An 18,520-nucleotide genomic window follows, 5' to 3' on the forward strand; every position below is an offset into this window, starting at 1 on the left:
TGATCTCGGATAGACTGCGAGAGAGCGCCGGTTGAGTTCGGCAATGATCGGCATCGCGGGACGTGATGCGTTAGCGATGACGGTCAGATATCCTGCTGACAAGTGCTACAGGCATCGCTTTTCTCGGCGACAAGTTGCTCGATCACCCAAACGCGATCAGTCAGTGCTAACTCGTCAGCCGGTTTTGTCGTTCATCGTTTATCTGCGATAGGCGCCGGGAAAGACCATATCCTGGTCGACGAGGACGTTGAACACATAACCGGGACGAATCTCTAATGTGGGCTGGACGTTCAGGTTCTTGCTGATGGTCTGTTCGGCGACGCGGCCAAACGTCTCGGCAAAGCTGTTTCGTGCGGCATCTGAAGGCGTTTGCCGATATCCGTACGGCGAACTCGCCGGCACCGACATATCGATGCCAGCGCCGATCGCGGCAATCAGGATCGCGGAGCCGAATACCTGGAAATAATGATTGTCGACTTGATCATTGAAGCCACCATAGCCTTCCGAGTCCGTGCCCGCCATGCCTCCGATCTGGAGCGTCGAGCCGTTCGGGAAGATGATGTCAGTCCAGACGACAAGGATGCGGCTTTGCCCGAACGAAATCTTGGAATCGTACCGTCCCAGGAGTTTGGCGCCCTGCGGGATCAGCAACTGATGGCCTGTGGCGCTGTCATAGACGTTCTGGCTGACCTGGGCCGTGATGCGACCGGGAAGATCGGAATTGATGCCGGTGATCAGCGTCGCTGGAATGACGGAGCCACGTTTCAATTCGTAGGCGGATGTCGGCGCGACCACCTTGTTGGGGAGGTAACCGAGCTTCTTGAGGTCTGCGTTGAAGAAATCCTCTTTCGCCGTTTGCCCGTTCGGATCGATGTTCTGCGTGCCGAAGCCTGCGCGAAGCGCTGCCGCATAAAGGTCTGCCGCTCCGCCTGTAGAACCGCGTGGTGTCGTCGTCGATGGCGATGCATTGCTCACGGGTGCGCTTGATGTCTGCAGCTTGCTGACATTGATGGCGAGCGGAGAATCGTAGGCCGCGCCGTTGGCCTGCACGCGGGCCATGCGCTGGCGCTGCTGCTCCCTCAAATATTGTTCATGGGCCTCCCGCTCGAGGCGCGCCCGCCACAGCGCTTCCGGCTCGAGTTGCGAGCCGGCCGGTGCCTCCGTCGGCTGGCGGCCGAAGGGATTCTTTGCCGGCTTTTGGGTTTCAGGCTGCGCCGGCGATGGCTGGAACGTCTGTGCCTCCTGTTGGTCGCCAATGATGCCGTTGGAGACGCCTTTCTTGAGTTGATCGGCATAGGTCGAGGCCGGGTTGGAAGAGGCGCTGTCGATGCCGGCCTCGCGACGGAAATACAGTCCGCGCGACGTCAGGCCGTAAAAAATGACGGCGAAGAACACGATCACCAGCACGATGGCGACGATGATCGGCAGCCGGTTGAGGCGCCGGATCCCTCTGCCCTCCGCGTCCTCCGGAGCACCGCCAAGCTTCAGGGATTGCGCCATGACCGCCCTCTCCTAACCGCGCTGCATGACGGAGAGAGGGCTGGCCGGCGACGCTCCAGCGGCCGTCGCGGCATAGGCGCGGCCGAGTTCGACGTCGCCCGTCGACAAGCGCGCCAGGACCTGACCATTGTAGGCTTCGATCACATAGGCGAGTGGAATGGTCTTCTTGGCACTGGTCTTTTGATCGGTGGCAACCGCATATCCCCAGCTCTTGAGCGATGTTTCCAGAGCCTGGCCGAAGGGCGAACCGTCTCGCTTCAGGATGATCGTGCCTGTGCCAGGACCGACCTGCTCGGCGAATTTCGTCACCATGTCGCCGGCGATTGCAGAAGCCGCGGCGCCGGACAGCTCGGGCGGCGCCGAACTCGAAACCAGGGTGCCGCCGCTGAACGACGCACATCCTGCGAGCGGCAGGTCGAGCAGGGAGATAAGGACGAGCCGACGCATCGAGGAGATCGAGCGCATCATCAGCCTCCCCTCCGGATTGTCACCTTGTCCTGGTTCCAGAAGCCAACGCCGGAGACCAGAATGGCGGTGTCGATCTGATAGTCGACCACCATCATGTCGTCCTTCAACCGGTAGTTGACGATGCGGTTCTGACCGCCCGAAACTACGAAGAGGACCGGCGCATCCTGACCCGATAGCGAGGACGGAAACTGGATGTAGGTCTTCACGCCGTCGCTGTAGACGCGCGTCGGCCGCCAAGACGCGCTGCCGCTCACGCTGTAGGCGAAGCTCAACTGCTCGGCGGGAACGCCGGCGCCCGGAATTGTGTCGGCGCCAATGCGCGCGTTGACGTCCGCGAGCCGCCTGCCGACATCCTCCGGATACTCGAAGCCGACGCGCGCCATGTATTGGGTCGCATTCGACTTGAGCTGGATGTGATAGGTCCGCCGCGAGGTCGTCACCACCATCGAGGTGGCGAGTCCCGGCTCCGACGGTTTGACGATCAGGTGGATGGCTTGCCCGCCGACCGCTCCAGAGGTCGCCGGTTCGACCTTCCAGCGTACGGTGTCGCCAACCAGCACATCGCGCACGACCTCGCCGGCCTCGAGCTCGATGTCGCAGACCTCGAGCGGCGAGCAGACGACGGAGGGCTGGACCTCGCCGTACAGGAAGACGACCTTGCCGTCCGTTCCGCGCGTCACAAGGCCGGTCGATGCGCGCCACTGGCTCGAGATACTCGTGCCCTTTCGTTCCTTGGCGTTCATCGCCTGCGCGTGCGCACTGACATTGGCAAGAAGCAAGCCGAAGGCGGATGCCCCCAAAACAATGCATGGATGAACTCTGGTCATATTTGGGTGCATCGGTGTCCCCGCCCCTTTCATAGTTGCGCCGTCCAGTCGAAATCACGGAGGTAAAGGCCGATCGGATTCAGCCGGATGGTCTGCTCGTCCTGGGGTGGAGTCAGCGTGACAGTGGCGACGCCGCGAAAGCGGTGCTCGCCGGTTTCCTTTCCCTTCCTGTCGCGTTCAAATTCGGTCCAGTCGACCTGATAGGACTGGTTCGACAGGGCGACGATGTTGTTGACCTCGACCGCGACCGTCGTCGTCTTCGCCTTCTCGAAGGGCGAGTTGCTCCGGAACCAGTCATTGATCTTTTGCGTGGCGGGATCGGAGGTCCGCAGCAGCGCATACGTCCGATCGATATATTGCTTCTGGACGACCGCATCTGGTGTCACCGATCGGAAGTTCGACACGAAGCTTCCGAGCGTCGCGCGCACTACGCGCGGATCCGCATATTCGATCTGCTGCGGATAGCCGGCGCTCAAGGCGGTCCCAAGCTTGTCGACCTCGACGATGTATGGGACGAGCTTGACCTGCGTGCTCTGGAACAACGCATAGGCGAAGCCGATCACGGCCATGACCATGGCGACGATGCCGACGGTGCGCCAGGCCGCTGCCGCCTTCACATAGGAGCCGTAGCGCTCGTTCCATTCCTGACGGGCGGCGAGATAGAGATTATCGGACGGATTACGCGTGGGCATTCGGGAAAGCATCTCCATTCATCATCTGTCGGTCGCCCCGTTCAGGTCTTTCCGGTTGATTTCTTCTGGGCGACCCGTTGATCGAGCTTGGCGTTGGCGAGGCCGAGCGTCGACGTGCCGAACGAGCCCGGCGCACCGATGGCCTGGTCGCGTGCGGCGGAGGCGAGCGCGCCGCCCGCTGTGCCGATGCCTTGCGTCATCGCCTTGAGGGCGGCCGCGCCAAACGAGGCGCCGTCGGCGCGTGCGGAACTGAACCCGGCCGCCCCTGCCCGCGCACCTCCCATGGCGAGCGCAGCGCTGCCGGCCGCGAAGCTCGCCGCCTGCCCCGCATGCTTCACCACTTCCATGCCGCTGCCGACGGAGACGCCCTGCACGACGCCTTGCACGATGCTCGGCACGTACATCGAGATGATGAAGACGACGACGGAGATGCCGCCGATCGCCAGCGTCCCGACGAAGGCATCGTTGCCGGTGCCGGTCTGGTTGGCGAGGTTCAGCAAGGCGTCGGAACCAATCTTGGCGATCATCACCAGCGCCATCAGCTTCATGCCGACGGAGAAGGCGTAGACGAGATAGCGGATGGCAAAGTCCTTGGTGAAGGACGAGCCGCCGAGACCGAGCATGATCATGCCGGCGAGCAAGCCGACATACATCTCGACCATCACCGCGACGAAGATCGCCGCGACCAGCGAGAAGGCGATCACCACGATTACCATGGCGAATACCGAGGCGATCGCGAGCGCATTGTCCTGGAAGAGGCCAAACTGCGCGTTCTGCGACATTGCAGAGGCGACCTTGAGACCCGCGTTGAACACATCCGCGGGCGAGGCCGAGCCGCCGCCAGCACCGATCTGATAGAGACTGTCGACGACCGCTTTCGCGAAGGTGAACCCTTGGTCGAGCACGAAGGCGAAGAAGCCGATGAACATGATCCGCCGCACCATCTCGGCGAACCAGGCATCGAGGGTTGCGGTCTGAATGGCGAGCCAGACCGCGGCAATTCCGACCTCGATGCCGGCGAGGATCCAAAACAGCGACTTCGCCGCCTGCATGACGGTCGTCTGCCAGCCCTTGGCGGCCGTCGTCACCGAATTTTCCACCGTCGTGAGAACACTGCCGTCCTGCTGCGCCAAGGCAGGATGCGCAGCAACGACGATGCCGATCGCAACGATCAGAACGAGCCCCGATTTGATCCCACGCACCCCCTGCCCCCTTCCCCTACCAACGCGGTTTCATCTGTTGGCCGCCCGACGTCTTGTAGTCCTGCGTAGGCTTGAAGAAGTCGCTGGCGCGCGACTCGGTCCCTTGTCCCGCCACCGGACCCCGCCGCGCGAAGAATACCCAGGCCCCTGCGGCGCAGGCGCCGATCGCGATGACGACGATGATGATTGTGGACGATCTCACCAACGCGGCTCCATGGTCTGGCCGCCGGAGGTGGCCGGCGCGGTCGCGTTGAAGAATTGCTCCCGGCGCGCCTGCGACAGGTCCTTGCTTGCCTGCGAGGACTGAAACCATGTCCCCATCATCGTGGTCTGCTGTGCGATGAGACCGCGCAGCTTCTGCATCTGGGCGACTTCTTGCGCGGCGATCTCATGGCCGACTTGCAGCGCCTTCATCTGACCATCCGAGCTCTCCGAGGCCATCTTGAGTTGCGCCATCGTCGAGTTCTCGGTCGCGAATTGCTGGGAGGTGAGGCCCGCCGCCTGCAACGTGCTCGAAATCGTGTCGCGGTTCGTCGCCGACCAGTTCTGGTACGTGGAGGTGAAGCTCGCCCCATTCGGGAGATTGGTCTTGAACTGCGAATAGCTCTGGAAGCGCTGCTTGAGGACATCATCGATGTTGCCCATCGAGAAGGCCATTCCCTGGCCCTGGTTGACGATGTTCTGGAGCTGCTTGAGATCGCCCTCCACCTGCCCCCAGACATGCGAGGGCAACTGGGCTGTGTTCTGCAGCATGTTCTCGTAGATCCTCAGCTGGTTCTGGATCTGCTGGGCGAGCTGCGAAATCTGTTGAATCTGGTTGTTGATCTGTTGAGCGGATTGACCAGCGAGCTGGATCAACTGTCCGTTGTTAAGAAGCTGCGTGAACTCGGTCGCACCGCCAACTCCTCCTACAGAGGAGCCAGCGAACGACGGACTGGTTGCTATCGATCCGATCGTCGTGGCGATGATGGCCGCCTTACAAATCGGCGAGAAGCGTCTCGGCATGGCCGATACCCCTTTCCTTGAGCCAGTGAACGGGCCAATTGGCCGCGGTCTTCTTCAGCGCCAGGATGCGCTTCAGGTCTTCCTTGCCGGACGCACCGACGAAGGAGAGCGCGACAGGGCCGAGCGCCATGTTGAAGAGGCGACGGCCCTCCGGCGAAGCGACGTAGTATTCGCGCTTGGGAACCGCCGTCGCGACGATCTCGATCTGCCGTTCGTTAAAGCCGATACGCTCGTAGAACTCGCGCGTGCCGGGCTCGCGCGCCCCGCCGTTCGGCAGGCAAATCTTCGTCGGGCAGCTTTCCTTCAGCACGTCGATGATGCCGGAGCGCTCGGCATCCGAGATCGATTGGGTGGCGAGCAGCACCGCGCAATTGGCCTTGCGCAGGACCTTCAGCCATTCGCGGATCTTGTCGCGGAAGACGGGATGGCCGAGCATCAGCCAGGCCTCGTCGAGGATGATCAGGCTCGGCGCGCCAGACAGCCGTTTCTCGATTCGCCGGAACAGGTAGGTCAGGACCGGGACGAGGTTGCGCTCGCCCATGTTCATCAGCTGCTCGATCTCGAAGGTCTGGAACGACCCGAGTTGCAGGCCGTCCCTCTCGGCATCGAGCAATTGACCCATCGGACCGTCGACGGTGTAGTGATGCAGCGCGTCCTTGATCTCGCGCATCTGCACGCCCGACACAAAATCCGAGAGCGATCGTCCGCGCGCCTCGGCCATCAGGCCGACCTGCCGCGAGATGGCGTTGCGATGATCGGGCGTGATCACGACGCCCTGCACGGCGACCAGCGTCTCGACCCATTCCGCTGCCCAGGCGCGATCGGTGTCCGTCGACAAGTCTGACAACGGACAAAACGCGAGCGCGGCCGCGCCGTCCACCTCATCACCGCCGATCTCGTAGTGGTCGCCGCCGGCAGCCAGCGTCAGCGGCATCATTGAACGGCCCTTGTCGAAGGCGAAGATCTGCGCGCCGGCATAACGCCGAAACTGCGCTGCGATCAGCGCGAGCAATGTCGACTTGCCGGAGCCTGTCGGTCCGAACACCAAGGTGTGGCCGACGTCATCGACGTGAAGGTTCAGCCGGAAGGGTGTGGAGCCGGATGCGACCTGCATCAATGGCGGCGAGCTAGGTGGATAGAACGGGCAAGGCGCGATCGGATTGCCCGACCATACCGAGTTGAGCGGGATCAGGTCAGCGAGGTTGCGCGTGTTGATGAGCGGCTCGCGGATGTTGGCGTACCAATTGCCGGGCAGGCTGCCGAGGAAAGCCTCCGTCGCGTTCAGCGTTTCGATGCGCGCGCCAAAGCCTTCGGCCTGGATCAGACGACGGACGGCTTCCGCCTTCTCCTGCAGGCGCGCGCTGCTCTCGTCGAACAGCACGATGACCGGCGTGTAATAGCCATAGGCGACGAGTTGCGAAGAGGCTTCCGCGATCGCATCCTCGGCCTCGGCCACCATGGCGGCCGCATCCTGATCGATCGATCGGCTTTGCGTCTGGAACAGCTGGTCGATGAAGGGGCGGACCTTCTGCTGCCACTTCTTCCGGGTGCGCTCGAGCTTCTGCCGCGCGTCCTGGTCGTCGAGGAACATGAAGCGCGACGACCACCGGTAGGTCAGCGGCATCAGATCAAGGGAATTGAGGATTCCCGGCCAGCTCTCCGCTGGGAATCCGTCGATCGCGACCACGCCGAGAAAGCGGTTCTCGACCATCAGCGACAGGCCGTGCTGGAGCTCCGCCGTGGCCAGCCAGTCGAGATACATCGGGATATCCGGCAAGCGGATCGGGTGATTCTCACCGGTGATGCAGAAGCGGATGAACTGGAACAGTTCATCGTAGCGCGCCATGCGCGTGCCATCGCGCTCATCGATCTCGCGCGTTTCCATGCGCCGGATGGACAGGACGCTTGCGAGATACTGCTCGACTTCGCGGATCGAAGTGCGGAAGCTTTCGATCGCCGTATCAGCATAGGAGGCCGATCGGCTCTCGGCATCGGAATAGATGTAGCGGGCCAAGCCCGCGCGCCGCCGCTCGGGCGGCCGCCAGGACAGGATGATCGCGTGGCGGCTCTCGAAATGTCCCCTCTCCTGCTCGAACCGGCTGCGGCGTTCGTCATCGATCGCCCGCGTCACCGGATCGGGAAAATGGCAGTCCTCCCGCGCCGGATAATCTGTGGTCGGCACCCGCACCGCCTCGACCTGGATCATCCAGCCGGAACCAAGGCGCGCAAGGATCGTGTTGATCTGGCGCGAGACCTCATTGCGTTCGGCATCCGTCGAACTCTCCGAGTCAGGCCCGGCAAAATACCAGCCCGCCATCAGCGAGCCGTCTTTCAACAGCACGATCCCGTTCGCAACGAGCCCGGCATAAGGCACGAGATCGGCGAAGGATGGGCCAGAGTGACGGAAGGAGCGTAGCGCGACCATGAGCGGACCTCAGTAACGGCGCCAGGGCGTCGAGGTCGCCCGGTAGTGAGGCCGGTAGGAGATGTGACGGGCATAGACCCGCCGCATCATCGGGTCGGCCTTCGCCATCATCCGTAGCGCCGCCACGACAACGATCCAGATCGCCACGCCCAGGATTGCGGCGTACCAGGTGAGCACGACGAAGATCAGGATGACGGCGGCAAGGCCTGTCAACAGCACGAGTTCGCGGTCAGCGCCGAACAGCAGGTTCGGCCGCGACAGCGCGCGATGGATGCGACTACGTCTGAGATTGGCACCGACCTCAGCCATGATTGGGGTTCCCTGCCCTATCTGTGCTCGGCGCCGTACGTGCGACATCGCCGATCGAGGCGCCGCTTGCCCCGAACAAGGCGACGATCTGTGTGGCGCCAAGAAGGATGCCGGCGACGAGCACCACGTACATGAGGCGCCGTGCGAAATCGTTGAGCTCGCCGCCGAAAATCAACATGCCGCCGGCAACGGCTACGGCGGCAAGCGCGATGAATCCGGCCACCGGGCCGGTGATCGATTGTTGAATCTGCTGGAGCGGACTCTCCCAAGGAAGATTGCCGCCGCCGCTGGTGGAGGCAAAGCAGGCGTCCGACATCACGAGTGCGAGCAGCAGGCTGCCGGCGCCTACAATCACTATGTGTTTACGCGACATCGGGCTCCTCCTTTGGGACGTAGGATTGAGTTTGGTATTGGCCCGCCGAGAAGCTCTCGACATGCAGCACGTCGCGGACTTGTCGGCCGCGATCCGTTCGCTCGATCGAGACGATCAGATCGACCGCCTCCCCGATGACCTCGCGCATGGGCTGTTGACTGACCTCGGCCGTGAGCTGCTCGAGACGGCGCAACGCGGACAGAGCGCTGTTGGCGTGGATCGTGGTGATGCCGCCCGGGTGGCCGGTGTTCCACGCCTTGAGCAGCGTGAGCGCCGCGCCGTCGCGCACCTCTCCGACGATGATGCGATCGGGTCGTAGGCGCATCGTGCTCTTGAGCAAGCGCGCCATATCGACTGTGTCGCTCGTGTGAAGCGATACGGCGTTTTCAGCGGCGCACTGGATCTCGGCCGTGTCTTCGAGAATGACCAGGCGGTGCTCAGGTGCGTGCGCGACGATCGCCGCGATCACCGCATTGGCGAGTGTGGTCTTGCCCGAGCCGGTGCCCCCAGACACGACGATGTTCAGGCGCGAGGCGATGGCGTTGCGGATGACCGCGAGCTGGTCGGCCGTCATTATGCCCTGCGTCACGTAATCCTCGAGGTCGAAGAGACGCGAAGCGCGCTTTCGGATCGTGAAGGTGGGGGCGCCGACGACGGGCGGCAGCAATCCTTCGAAGCGATGGCCGCCGATCGGCAGTTCCCCTGAAATGATCGGGCGCTCGTCGTCAGCTTCCGATTGCAGCGCGTGTGCGACGCTGCCGATAATGATTTCGGCGGTCGCGGCCGGCATGCTGCCGGCCGCGGTCATCCCGTGGGCGAGTCGTTCGATGAACAGCTGCCCATCCGGATTAAGCATCACCTCGACGACCGCCGGATCCTCGAGCGCGGCGCAGATCTGGTCGCCGAGGGCGTCCTGGAGTTTGCGGACAAGCCGCGGGTGCGAACGAAGTTCGGTCATGGCAATCGCCCGCCATCGCTCACGCAGCGGCGCGCTGAGGGCGCCGCAGGTCGGACCGATAGCCAGGCGGGCAGACCCGTTCGAGGCTTACCTGGTCGGCCGGCAGGATCCCAGCGACGCTCATGGTCTCGCCGATGAGCTCCACGCCGCCAAGGCGCGTCATCGGCCAGCCCGCCCGTTGCAGGATGCGTTCGAGCCGCACATCCGTTGCCGTGGCGATCTCGTCGAAGCCGTTCGACATCGACCACTCGATGATCCCCGCGAACATCGTCAGCGTCGCCTCGTGCAGGAATCGGCCTCCCCTGCCCTCGCCTCGCGTGTCGACGCAAAAGCGCGAACTCTCAACGGCGGTAGATTTGCCCCGTAGCTGGCCGCCCGGGAGCAGTTGCGGGAAGGTCTGCGACAACATGGTGGGGCCCGTGGTCGGAAGCAGACGGGCACAGCCGGCGACGTCGCCGCGGTCCGTTAGGGCCAGGATGTAGGTCGGGTTGAGCTTGTCGTATTCGTCGCGCTCGCGGCCGTACTCGATCTTTACGCGCCAACCGAGCCGATCGGCAAACACCCGGGCGCGCAACTGATGCATCTCATCGAGCAGAGACCCCAATCCGCCGTGTTCGTTGGCATCAATCGCAATTGCCTGCATTCGCCGAATCCTCCGTCGCGTTCTGGTGAACGGAGGCAAGTCAGCATCGAGCGCGGGTTCATGTCCCCTGTAGAATTAACGGGGGCTGATGTTGGCTATCGCCGAAACTGGCGACGCCCCCCTGCCTTTGCGCGGCACCCTTGCCGTCGCAGAATCCGACTGATGCAGAGGCGCCTGCTAACTCAGATGCTTAACGCTCCCGCGGCGAGCGCTCAGGGAAACCAGTTCCAGGTTCTCGAAGCCGCCTGTCGTGAGGGCAGCCTCAGCGATCTTCCGCCCGCATTTTCTCGATGCAGTCTTCGGTGTCGGAACCGCCGGCCGCTCGCGCGACATTCACCACACCGCACGGCTATTCTCCAATAAGGATGATCTCACTCCTGAGGGACGCCGGCGAGCCCTCTACGGATTTTCGCGCGGCACTGAAAAATCGAAGGTTGCTTCCTCGCCCTGTCGCCTCGCGCCGTCCGAGCTCCGGACCAAGGCGCCGACGCTCGCGCCATTCCGGTCGAGACCGGGCTATCACGGCGGCTACGCTTTGGGGTAGTTGGCTCGCAGGTAGTCATTTGCCGCGTCCGCCGTGGGGAACGCTGCCAACTGCTGCGGCGCTTCGTCTGGCCGCTGTGCCTGCCGTATCACCACGACCTGATCTACATCAAATTGGACGCAGGGGCGCTCACGGAACCTCAGCCATTCGGCTTGTTTCGCTTCGGCCAAAGCGCAGGCCGCATCGTAATCGTCCGCGACGCCGAGATGGGTCGAACGGTCCCACGCCCCGCCATTCAGGCACCGCACCTCGATGCGGCCGTCCGACAAAGTGAGACCGTAAGGACGATCCCACCATGCATCGAGCTCCGCCTTGCTTCGTGCCTCATTCGGCGTCGCGTTGAAGGCCTTCCGCAGCTTGGGGTCGAGCGGAATCCGGTTTGGCATTGCGTTCCCTCCGATCGTGACAACAATGCCACAGGGCGGGGCAAGTTTGGATAGCTGAATTTTGGCCATCGCGTTGATCTTCGCGGCCTTGCAGAAAGCTCCGCTCTATCTCCCGATGTCAGGGATCTGGTGCCGACCGGTCCGGACCAGCTATCATAAACACCACCTGGCCACGCCGCACTGAGCCGACCGCCCTATAGAATCCCCCACGCCCGATACGTCCCGCGCCCGGTCGCCTCGCGCAGGCCGAGTTCCGCAACGAGGTTCTGAGCGGCGCGGGGTGTGACGCCGAGTTCCTGTGCGATCATAGCTGTCGAAACGATCGGTCGCGTCAGCACGTAATCAAGAAGCGCCGGCAACCGGGAGGTGGACCGGCGACCGGCGAGCTTGCGGACGAGCAGGGTGCGAGCCGTCAGCCAGCGGTCGTGGTCTTTCAGCCCTGCCCTGGCCGCGGCCGCGATCGCCTCGAGCTGGACGGCGAGTCGGCCTGCCGCATCGCGCGGTCGCCGCCGCTCGCGCGGGATGGCTTTGAGGCCGTTGTGCAGACAGGGCAGATGGCATTGCGCCTTGCCACGGTCCCGCAACAGCGCTGCGGCCAGCAGCTGGCCGAGCCAGGGCATATGCTGCAGCGGTTGAATTGCGCCCCAGGCGTCCAGCGCGATGGCCGCCGCCAAGGTCGGCGGCCGGGAGCGGCAGGCCTCGACGATCGCGCGCCACTCGTTGAAACGGGCGCCCTCGTCCCAGTCCAGATCGTAGACGAGCGGATCGCTGTCCAGGCGGGTGAGGTGCGGATTGCGCGTTTCGCGCGCGAGAGTCCGGTCGGCGTTCGTGATCGCGGCATCAACCGCGGCAAAGGTGGCCGCGAGCCTCTCATCGGCCTCGCTGGCACCGACGAACGAGATAACCTCAATGTCTGCTGATTCATCCTGACCAGAGCCGGGCTCACGGCCCTCTATGTCGATCGCTTCTTCCCGGTCGCCGTTTCCTCCTCGTCCGCAGAGACTGGCAACACCGGCCGTCGACAGTGCCCAGTCGGGCTTGGCCGCGGCGATACGCCGGCGCGTTTGCAGCACGGCGCGCGCGCGGGTGAGCTCATGGGTTGGTGCGCGCACGTCCATATGCGCGTCGTGGAGAACGAGATCCTCGAGATGGACGAGCTCGCCTTCCAGCCACAAACTCGCACAAGCGTCTGTGAAGTGAGTCCGTGCGATCCAGCCGTCGCGGATCGGACTTTTGGCGAGCCGCTCGTCTAGCCGCGCGAGCGCATCCTCAGCAGTGGTGAGCGGGCTGGCGAGCTGGTCCCAGGGCAGCGGATCGGGAATCAGATAGAGGGGCTGCAAGATCTTGATAGCCTTAACAAGATTCGCCGAGTCGGAAGCTAACACGCATTTAGATTCTGCCACAGCGACGCAGGTTTCTGCATAGATCACTCACACCGATGGTTACTCCTTGTCGATATGATCGATGCCACTCGTCGTCCGTCCGGACATCGACCCGCATATAAGCGATTCCGGCCCGGCCCGAAGCTCATTGGGTCACGCTCGCTGGGCACGGAGGTTGGTCAGAGGACGCGGTCGCGAATCGTGGTGAGTCGCACTTTGAGTGTCGAACCTCTTCTGTCATCCATCCAAACCACGGGGCAAACGAGCATGCCTGTCTGTAAGATTAACGGGAGACAAAACGCCTTCGTACCGGCTTGGGTATGCAAGATAAGCCCACAATAACATTGAACGAATCCCGACGAAGCAGCGGTTTGAGCGACGCGATGCGAAGCCTCCGTTAAGTATCTGTTAACCTTAAGGGACTGGACGAAAGCCGAGAATCGTGACCTAGTTTTAGCGGGCAAAGGGCGATAAATCGCCTACTGGCCGACAACGAAGGAATGAATCGGCAATGGCAGCACAGGCCCAGATCAGCACCCAAATTGAAGATCCCGCAGACAGGATTATTCGGCACGCGGGAATGCTTTCTGAACACCTGCAGGCCAGGCGCCAGCAGATGTATCCCCCGGACGCTCAGAAAAGCCTACGGCATTTTATGACCCACGAGGTCTCGAAGCTGACCTCGATTCCGGAATCAACGCTCAAGTTGATGTCGAACGAAGGGAAAGGCCCCCTCCCTGCTCGGCTGGAGAACAACCATCGCGCCTACACGCTCGCGCAGATCAATGAACTACGTGAACTGTTTGCCTCTCAGCGTCCTGCGGACGCTTTGAGGTTCTTGCCTCACCGCGGGGTCGGCGAACATCTGCAGGTTCTGGCGGTTGCGAATTTCAAAGGCGGCAGTGCCAAGACAACAACGAGCGCGCACCTTGCGCACTACCTGGCCCTGCAAGGCTACCGCGTCCTTGCCATCGATCTCGATCCCCAAGCGTCATTGTCGGCCATGTTCGGTGCGCAGCCGGAGATCGACGTCCGGCAGAACGAAACCATCTATGCGGCCCTGCGGTATGACGACGAGCGTCGACCCATAGCTGACATCATCCGGCCGACCTATTTCACAGGGATCGACCTCATCCCCGGAAATATCGAGGTCATGGAGTACGAGCACGAGACGCCGCGGTATTTGTCGAAGCAACAGGCGGACTCCGAGAGTATCTTTTTCGAACGATTGCGCCTCGCATTGGCGGAGGTCGAAGACGTCTACGATGTCATCATCCTCGACACCCCGCCCTCGCTCGGTTTCCTGACGTTGGGGGCCATCTACGCGGCCACAGGGCTCCTCGTGACGGTCCACCCAGCAATGCTCGATGTCATGTCGATGAGCCAGTTCCTGCTGATGATGGGAGACCTCATATCGGTGATCCGCGAAGCTGGCGCGACGATGAAGCAGGATTTCCTTCGCTACGTCGTGACCCGACACGATCCCTTCGACCAATCTCAAGTCCGGGTCGTGACCATGCTTCGGCACCTGTTCGCCGAAGACGTGCTGACAGCAACCGCGATCGCCAGCTCGGCCATCGAGACCGCTGGTTTGGCGAAGCGTACTCTCTATGAACTGGAACCGGGCAACATCTCGGCCGCGACCACCAAGCGCGCACGGGAGTCCATTGATGCGGTCAATGATCAGATCCTTGCACTGATCACTCAGGCTTGGGGGCGCGCATGAACAATAAGCGTACTTCAGGTCGATCGATCCTCGCCAACTTCGGCTCCTTCTCCAAGCCCGAGACGGCGCCGAGCAGCCCTTCTCCCTCCCCTCGCGCAGATACGCCGATCCAGCCTCCGGCCCGTGTTGGAGCCGGGGTGATTGGAGCAACACAGCGTTCTTTGGCCGAGTTGCGAGGAGACCGTGACCGGCTCCAGGCGCTGGTCGACGCCGGCGGCGGCTCGGAGCTTGACCCCTCCTTGATCGACCCCTCGCCTTTCCCGGACCGGTTGCCCGACGACAGCCAAGTCGATTTCGAGGCGCTCAAGAAACTCATCGCCGAAGAAGGCCAGAAGGTGCCGATCCAGGTCCGCCGGCATCCGACTGCCGATGGCCGGTACCAAGTCGTCTATGGCCATCGGCGCTGGCGGGCGGCTTTGGATCTTGGAATCAAAGTCAAGGCCACGGTTGTCGCGCTGTCGGACAGCGAACTTGTCGTCGCTCAGGGAATCGAGAACGCGGCGCGTCAGGATCTGAGCTGGATCGAGCGCGCCCTTTTCACGTGGCGAATGGATCAGGCCGGGATCAAGCCACGCGACATCCGAGCCGCTCTTTCGATCGACGATCCGGAACTCGCTCGCCTCAGGGCGGTCTGCCGAGCCGTCCCGATCGAGGTGATCGAGGCGATAGGCCGGGCGCCGAAAGCGGGCCGCCCCCGCTGGGTTGCGTTCGCGGCTGCAATTGGCGAAGACCCAGCGGCGTTGGGTCGGGTACGCAAAACCTTGTCAGCTGACAAGGTTTCGGGGCTGACCTCGGACGATCGATTCAAGCTTGTCCTTGCCGCTCTAAAACAGCCAGCAGCGCGCTCGCGAAGCGAGCTCGAGCTTCGGAGCCTTGGGGGTGAGGTGCTGGGGAAGGCGACCTTCGCAAAAGGAGACATCAAGCTCATGGTCGTCGAGGAGCATGCATCTGGATTTGGCACTTTCCTGGAGGAAGAGCTGCCGGGACTGGTGGAGAGATTTTTTGCCCGAGAGGGCACTGAGTGATTTTCGGCACTCGGCCCTACCTTGTCAGCTGACAAGGTTTGGTTGGGTGGCGGGAAGGGCGGAGGCCTCGGCCGAAGCCGGACGATGGCGCAACAACCACAGAGGTAGCATGCGGTAAAAAGAAAGGCCCCCGAAACAGTGTCCCGGAAGCCCCTCTCGTGTGTTTGGCGACAACGAGAATCTCACTTCCGCGAATCACAGTCAAGAGCCTCTTCGAGGCGTTGGGCACCGTTTTTGGTGAGCACTTTCGCTTTGCCTAAAAGCTGAAAGACACAACCATGACGCAATCCATATCAACGACGCCCTTTGGGCGGCGGCCGATGACGCTTGGAATGATTTCAAGCCAGCTGGCCGCGAAGGCAAAGCCGGAGACGGCCATTGTTCACAAATGGCATGTCTTTCAGCACATCAAGGAGGCGCGTCAGGTTCTCGGCGCGACCGACCGCGCGCTGACGATTCTGCACGCGCTGTTGTCATTCCATCCCGAGACCGCGCTCGAGGCCGACAGCGAGTTGATCGTCTGGCCCTCCAACGAGCAGTTGATGGCACGGGCCAACGGGATGCCGCCGACGACGCTACGCCGGCATCTCGCCGTCCTGGTCGGCTGCGGTCTGATCATTCGAAGGGACAGCCCGAACGGCAAGCGCTTTGCGCGCAAAGGGCATGGCGGAGAAATCGAGCAGGCCTATGGATTTGACCTGGCGCCGATCGTGACCCGCGCCGAGGAGTACAAGACGCTCGCGGAAACCGTCCAGGCTGAGAAGAAGGCGTTCCGCGTAGCTAAAGAGCGCCTGACGATCCTGCGCCGGGACATCGTGAAGATGATCGAAGCCGGCGTTCAGGAGGGCGTGCCGGGAAACTGGAAGCGGTTTCTGCAGGCTTACCAAGGGATCGCCGGGCGGATTCCTCGGACTGCACCACGGCAGCTCCTGGAGAGCATCGGTGGCGAGATGGAAACACTCTGGCGCGAGATCCGCGACCTGTTGGAAACTTTCGCAAAAACACAGAATCCGGACGCCAATGAGTCCCATTCTGGTTGCCACATACAGAATTCAAACCCAGATCTTCCATCTGAATCTGAAAGTAGCCTAGCAAACGAAGATGAAGCGGGCGGCAGCACTGCCGTTAACCATAACCTCCGGAGCCTGCCGAAGCGTGAGCTCCCCTTAGGGATCGTGCTGGATGCCTGCCCGAACATGCGCTGGCTGATCAAAGGCGGCGAGATCCGGCACTGGAGGGATTTGCTGGCCGCCGCCGAGCTTGCCCGGCCGATGCTGGGGATCAGCCCGAGCGCCTGGCACGACGCGCGGGAGGTGCTCGGCGACCAGCAAGCCGCGATTACACTGGCCGCGATCCATCAGAAAGCGGATCAGATCAGCAGCGCCGGCGGCTATCTGCGCAGCCTGACCGACCGCGCCAAGGCTGGGAAATTCTCGGTCTGGCCGATGATCATGGCCTTGTTGCGCGCCAAACTCGACGGATCGAAGCCAACCCCTCCGCCGACGGGTAGCGGTCCCGCCAGCTTCGAGCCCGGGAGCCCCACGCAAGCCGGCGCCTTCCAAGCCAGCGCCGAATTGCGCGCCTCGCTGGCCAGGCGGCCGAAATGACTAGATAGCGCCAGGAATGACTCCGTCGCCGGAGACGACTCGGCTACGGTTTTCGGGCAGAGATCGGGGAGGGCGATTTGACTGGAGACACGACATCCGTCGGCGACGCAATCGCGGCCGCGCTCGAACGGGCCGAGGAGCTGCGCGGCCTCAGTGATCGCCCGGCTCGGGTGCGGATCATGACGATCTTTGGCGATGATCGCTCCGGTCTCACGATCAATGCCCGCATCGCGGCACGGACCCCGGCCGAGCATCGCGCGCAGGAGGGCCTCGGGACACGATGTATCCCATGGCACGAGCTCGATGCGCGCGCCGGCGAGATCGTTGACTTGGTGGACGAGGTGGTCGGCGAAGTGACGCTAGCCGTCCGAAACGCCCCGCTTGTGCCGCGGCCGAGCCGCACGGCAGACGAGCTTGAGCTTGCTGCGTTCGACGATCTGATCGACGAGCTCAGGCAAGCGATCACACAGTCGGCTGTTTCCGTCCTGGAGAAGCATCCGGCAAAGCAGGTCTCGCGGGAGCTGGGCAGCGAAGCGGCGATGTTAGCCGCACTGAAATTCGCGGCGCTCGCGGCTTACACAGGCCATGTCGGACTGAACGACGCCCAGGACGAGCTCGGAATGGCGATGGGTGAGGTGATGAGAAATATGCGTGCGTCGCCCGAGTTGCCGCGTCGACCGAGCCTGAATTCGTAGGTGCAAGCTAAGCTGGCTAGCCACCAGCTGCCAGCTTGATGGCAAGCCCTTCCTGCCTAGATACTTCAAGAAGGAGTCGTACATGGCCGAACCGCAACTCTCAGTCCGCAGTGCCAAGGCACGAGATCTTGCCCATCGCCTTGCGCGTCGGGAAAACCGTTCGATCGCGGATGTCGTCGAGCGTGCGCTCGAAGCTTACGAGGAACGTGCGGCCGGGCGCGAACCACCGGCGGCGTTCTACGCCCGTCTTAAGTCCAGCGCCGATGTGGATATCGACCTTGAAGCGATCATCCGCGAGGGCCGACGACCCTGTACTGGACCCGAACTTTGATCTTCCTCGACACCAATGTGATCTCTGAGACTTTGAGGAAGTCGCCCGACGACGCCGTTATCGCTTGGCTCGTCCGGCACGATGCAGAGCTTGCACTTCCCACGGTCACAATCGCCGAGATCGCGTTCGGAATCCAAAAAATCAGGCCCGATCAACGCGCAGAGCGACCTGGAACGTGGCTTGTTGGATTGGCGCCAACGCTTCGCTGATCGGATCTTCGGCCTGACGGAAGAGGCCGCGTTGGCGTATGGCGACATTATGGGGGAGGCCACGCGCCGCGGACAACCCATGCGGCGCCCGACGGAATGATTGCAGCCATCGCCGGCGTCAAGGGCGGTCGATTGGCCACGCGGAATCTCCCTGATTTTGGCTCGACAGGGCTCGAATTGATTTTGCCGTGGGATTTCTAAGGCGAGGGCAGG

General features: G+C 62.6%; 19 protein-coding genes and 1 pseudogene. 6 read left to right on the forward strand and 14 right to left on the reverse strand.

Features of this window, described 5'->3' with window-relative positions; translation table 11 throughout:
• Positions 1-198 precede the first annotated feature (198 nt).
• The 14 genes from trbI to ACVIHF_RS01450 form a co-directional block, all read right to left on the reverse strand.
• Entirely contained in the window at positions 199-1,500 is a 1,302-nt protein-coding gene (gene trbI / locus ACVIHF_RS01385; RefSeq protein ID WP_253610597.1) for an IncP-type conjugal transfer protein TrbI, read from the reverse strand.
• 12 nt (positions 1,501-1,512) lie between these two features.
• Positions 1,513-1,965 (reverse strand): conjugal transfer protein TrbH, encoded by a 453-nt coding sequence (trbH, locus tag ACVIHF_RS01390; RefSeq protein ID WP_253610666.1) that lies wholly within the window; start codon positions 1,963-1,965, stop codon positions 1,513-1,515.
• 2 nt (positions 1,966-1,967) lie between these two features.
• Positions 1,968-2,795 (reverse strand): P-type conjugative transfer protein TrbG, encoded by an 828-nt coding sequence (trbG, locus tag ACVIHF_RS01395; RefSeq protein ID WP_375167156.1) that lies wholly within the window; start codon positions 2,793-2,795, stop codon positions 1,968-1,970.
• Between the two features lie 29 nt (positions 2,796-2,824).
• Entirely contained in the window at positions 2,825-3,487 is a 663-nt protein-coding gene (locus ACVIHF_RS01400) for a conjugal transfer protein TrbF (protein ID WP_253610599.1), read from the reverse strand.
• Between the two features lie 41 nt (positions 3,488-3,528).
• On the reverse strand, positions 3,529-4,689 hold the full coding sequence (gene trbL, locus ACVIHF_RS01405; protein ID WP_253610600.1) for a P-type conjugative transfer protein TrbL: 1,161 nt from the start codon (positions 4,687-4,689) through the stop codon (positions 3,529-3,531).
• A gap of 16 nt (positions 4,690-4,705) precedes the next feature.
• Positions 4,706-4,891 carry an entry exclusion protein TrbK gene (gene trbK / locus ACVIHF_RS01410; protein WP_253610601.1) on the reverse strand — a complete coding sequence of 62 codons (186 nt, stop codon included), beginning with the start codon at positions 4,889-4,891 and terminating at the stop codon, positions 4,706-4,708.
• Positions 4,888-5,694, reverse strand: a complete 807-nt coding sequence (trbJ, locus tag ACVIHF_RS01415; protein ID WP_253610602.1) for a P-type conjugative transfer protein TrbJ — start codon at positions 5,692-5,694, stop codon at positions 4,888-4,890. Before trbJ ends, trbK begins: the two co-directional genes overlap by 4 nt.
• Positions 5,666-8,119: a conjugal transfer protein TrbE gene (locus tag ACVIHF_RS01420; RefSeq protein ID WP_253610603.1), complete on the reverse strand. Its 2,454-nt coding sequence runs from the start codon at positions 8,117-8,119 to the stop codon at positions 5,666-5,668. The genes trbJ and ACVIHF_RS01420 overlap by 29 nt, the downstream gene beginning before the upstream one ends.
• A 9-nt stretch (positions 8,120-8,128) precedes the next feature.
• A complete protein-coding gene (locus ACVIHF_RS01425; protein WP_253610604.1) occupies positions 8,129-8,428 on the reverse strand; it encodes a conjugal transfer protein TrbD in 300 nt (99 codons plus the stop codon).
• The gene (locus ACVIHF_RS01430; protein WP_253610605.1) at positions 8,421-8,801 is read right to left on the reverse strand and encodes a TrbC/VirB2 family protein; all 381 of its coding nucleotides are present in this window, start codon (positions 8,799-8,801) and stop codon (positions 8,421-8,423) included. Before ACVIHF_RS01430 ends, ACVIHF_RS01425 begins: the two co-directional genes overlap by 8 nt.
• Positions 8,791-9,759: a P-type conjugative transfer ATPase TrbB gene (gene trbB, locus ACVIHF_RS01435; protein WP_253610606.1), complete on the reverse strand. Its 969-nt coding sequence runs from the start codon at positions 9,757-9,759 to the stop codon at positions 8,791-8,793. The genes ACVIHF_RS01430 and trbB overlap by 11 nt, the downstream gene beginning before the upstream one ends.
• Positions 9,760-9,778: 19 nt before the next feature.
• Positions 9,779-10,402 (reverse strand): acyl-homoserine-lactone synthase, encoded by a 624-nt coding sequence (traI, locus tag ACVIHF_RS01440; RefSeq protein WP_253610608.1) that lies wholly within the window; start codon positions 10,400-10,402, stop codon positions 9,779-9,781.
• 528 nt (positions 10,403-10,930) lie between these two features.
• Positions 10,931-11,401, reverse strand: a complete 471-nt coding sequence (locus ACVIHF_RS01445) for a hypothetical protein (RefSeq protein WP_253610609.1) — start codon at positions 11,399-11,401, stop codon at positions 10,931-10,933.
• Positions 11,402-11,526: 125 nt separating this feature from the next.
• Positions 11,527-12,672, reverse strand: a complete 1,146-nt coding sequence (locus ACVIHF_RS01450; RefSeq protein WP_256559093.1) for an RHE_PE00001 family protein — start codon at positions 12,670-12,672, stop codon at positions 11,527-11,529.
• A 553-nt stretch (positions 12,673-13,225) separates the two neighbouring features.
• Here ACVIHF_RS01450 and repA point away from each other — a divergent pair.
• The 6 genes and pseudogenes from repA (at position 13,226) to ACVIHF_RS01480 (ending at position 18,508) form a co-directional block, all read left to right on the forward strand.
• The gene (gene repA, locus ACVIHF_RS01455) at positions 13,226-14,440 is read left to right on the forward strand and encodes a plasmid partitioning protein RepA (protein ID WP_253610089.1); all 1,215 of its coding nucleotides are present in this window, start codon (positions 13,226-13,228) and stop codon (positions 14,438-14,440) included.
• Positions 14,437-15,465: a plasmid partitioning protein RepB gene (gene repB, locus ACVIHF_RS01460; protein WP_253610090.1), complete on the forward strand. Its 1,029-nt coding sequence runs from the start codon at positions 14,437-14,439 to the stop codon at positions 15,463-15,465. The genes repA and repB overlap by 4 nt, the downstream gene beginning before the upstream one ends.
• 278 nt (positions 15,466-15,743) lie before the next feature.
• Positions 15,744-17,072: a plasmid replication protein RepC gene (repC, locus tag ACVIHF_RS01465; protein WP_253610091.1), complete on the forward strand. Its 1,329-nt coding sequence runs from the start codon at positions 15,744-15,746 to the stop codon at positions 17,070-17,072.
• Positions 17,073-17,149: 77 nt separating this feature from the next.
• Complete coding sequence (locus tag ACVIHF_RS01470) at positions 17,150-17,767, forward strand: hypothetical protein (RefSeq protein ID WP_253636054.1); 618 nt, start codon at positions 17,150-17,152, stop codon at positions 17,765-17,767.
• Between the two features lie 82 nt (positions 17,768-17,849).
• Positions 17,850-18,098 carry a type II toxin-antitoxin system VapB family antitoxin gene (locus tag ACVIHF_RS01475; protein WP_253610093.1) on the forward strand — a complete coding sequence of 83 codons (249 nt, stop codon included), beginning with the start codon at positions 17,850-17,852 and terminating at the stop codon, positions 18,096-18,098.
• Positions 18,095-18,508: pseudogene (locus tag ACVIHF_RS01480) on the forward strand (PIN domain-containing protein). Before ACVIHF_RS01475 ends, ACVIHF_RS01480 begins: the two are co-directional and overlap by 4 nt.
• The last annotated feature ends 12 nt before the right edge of the window (positions 18,509-18,520 follow it).

The organism is Bradyrhizobium sp. USDA 4506, from assembly GCF_054058795.1.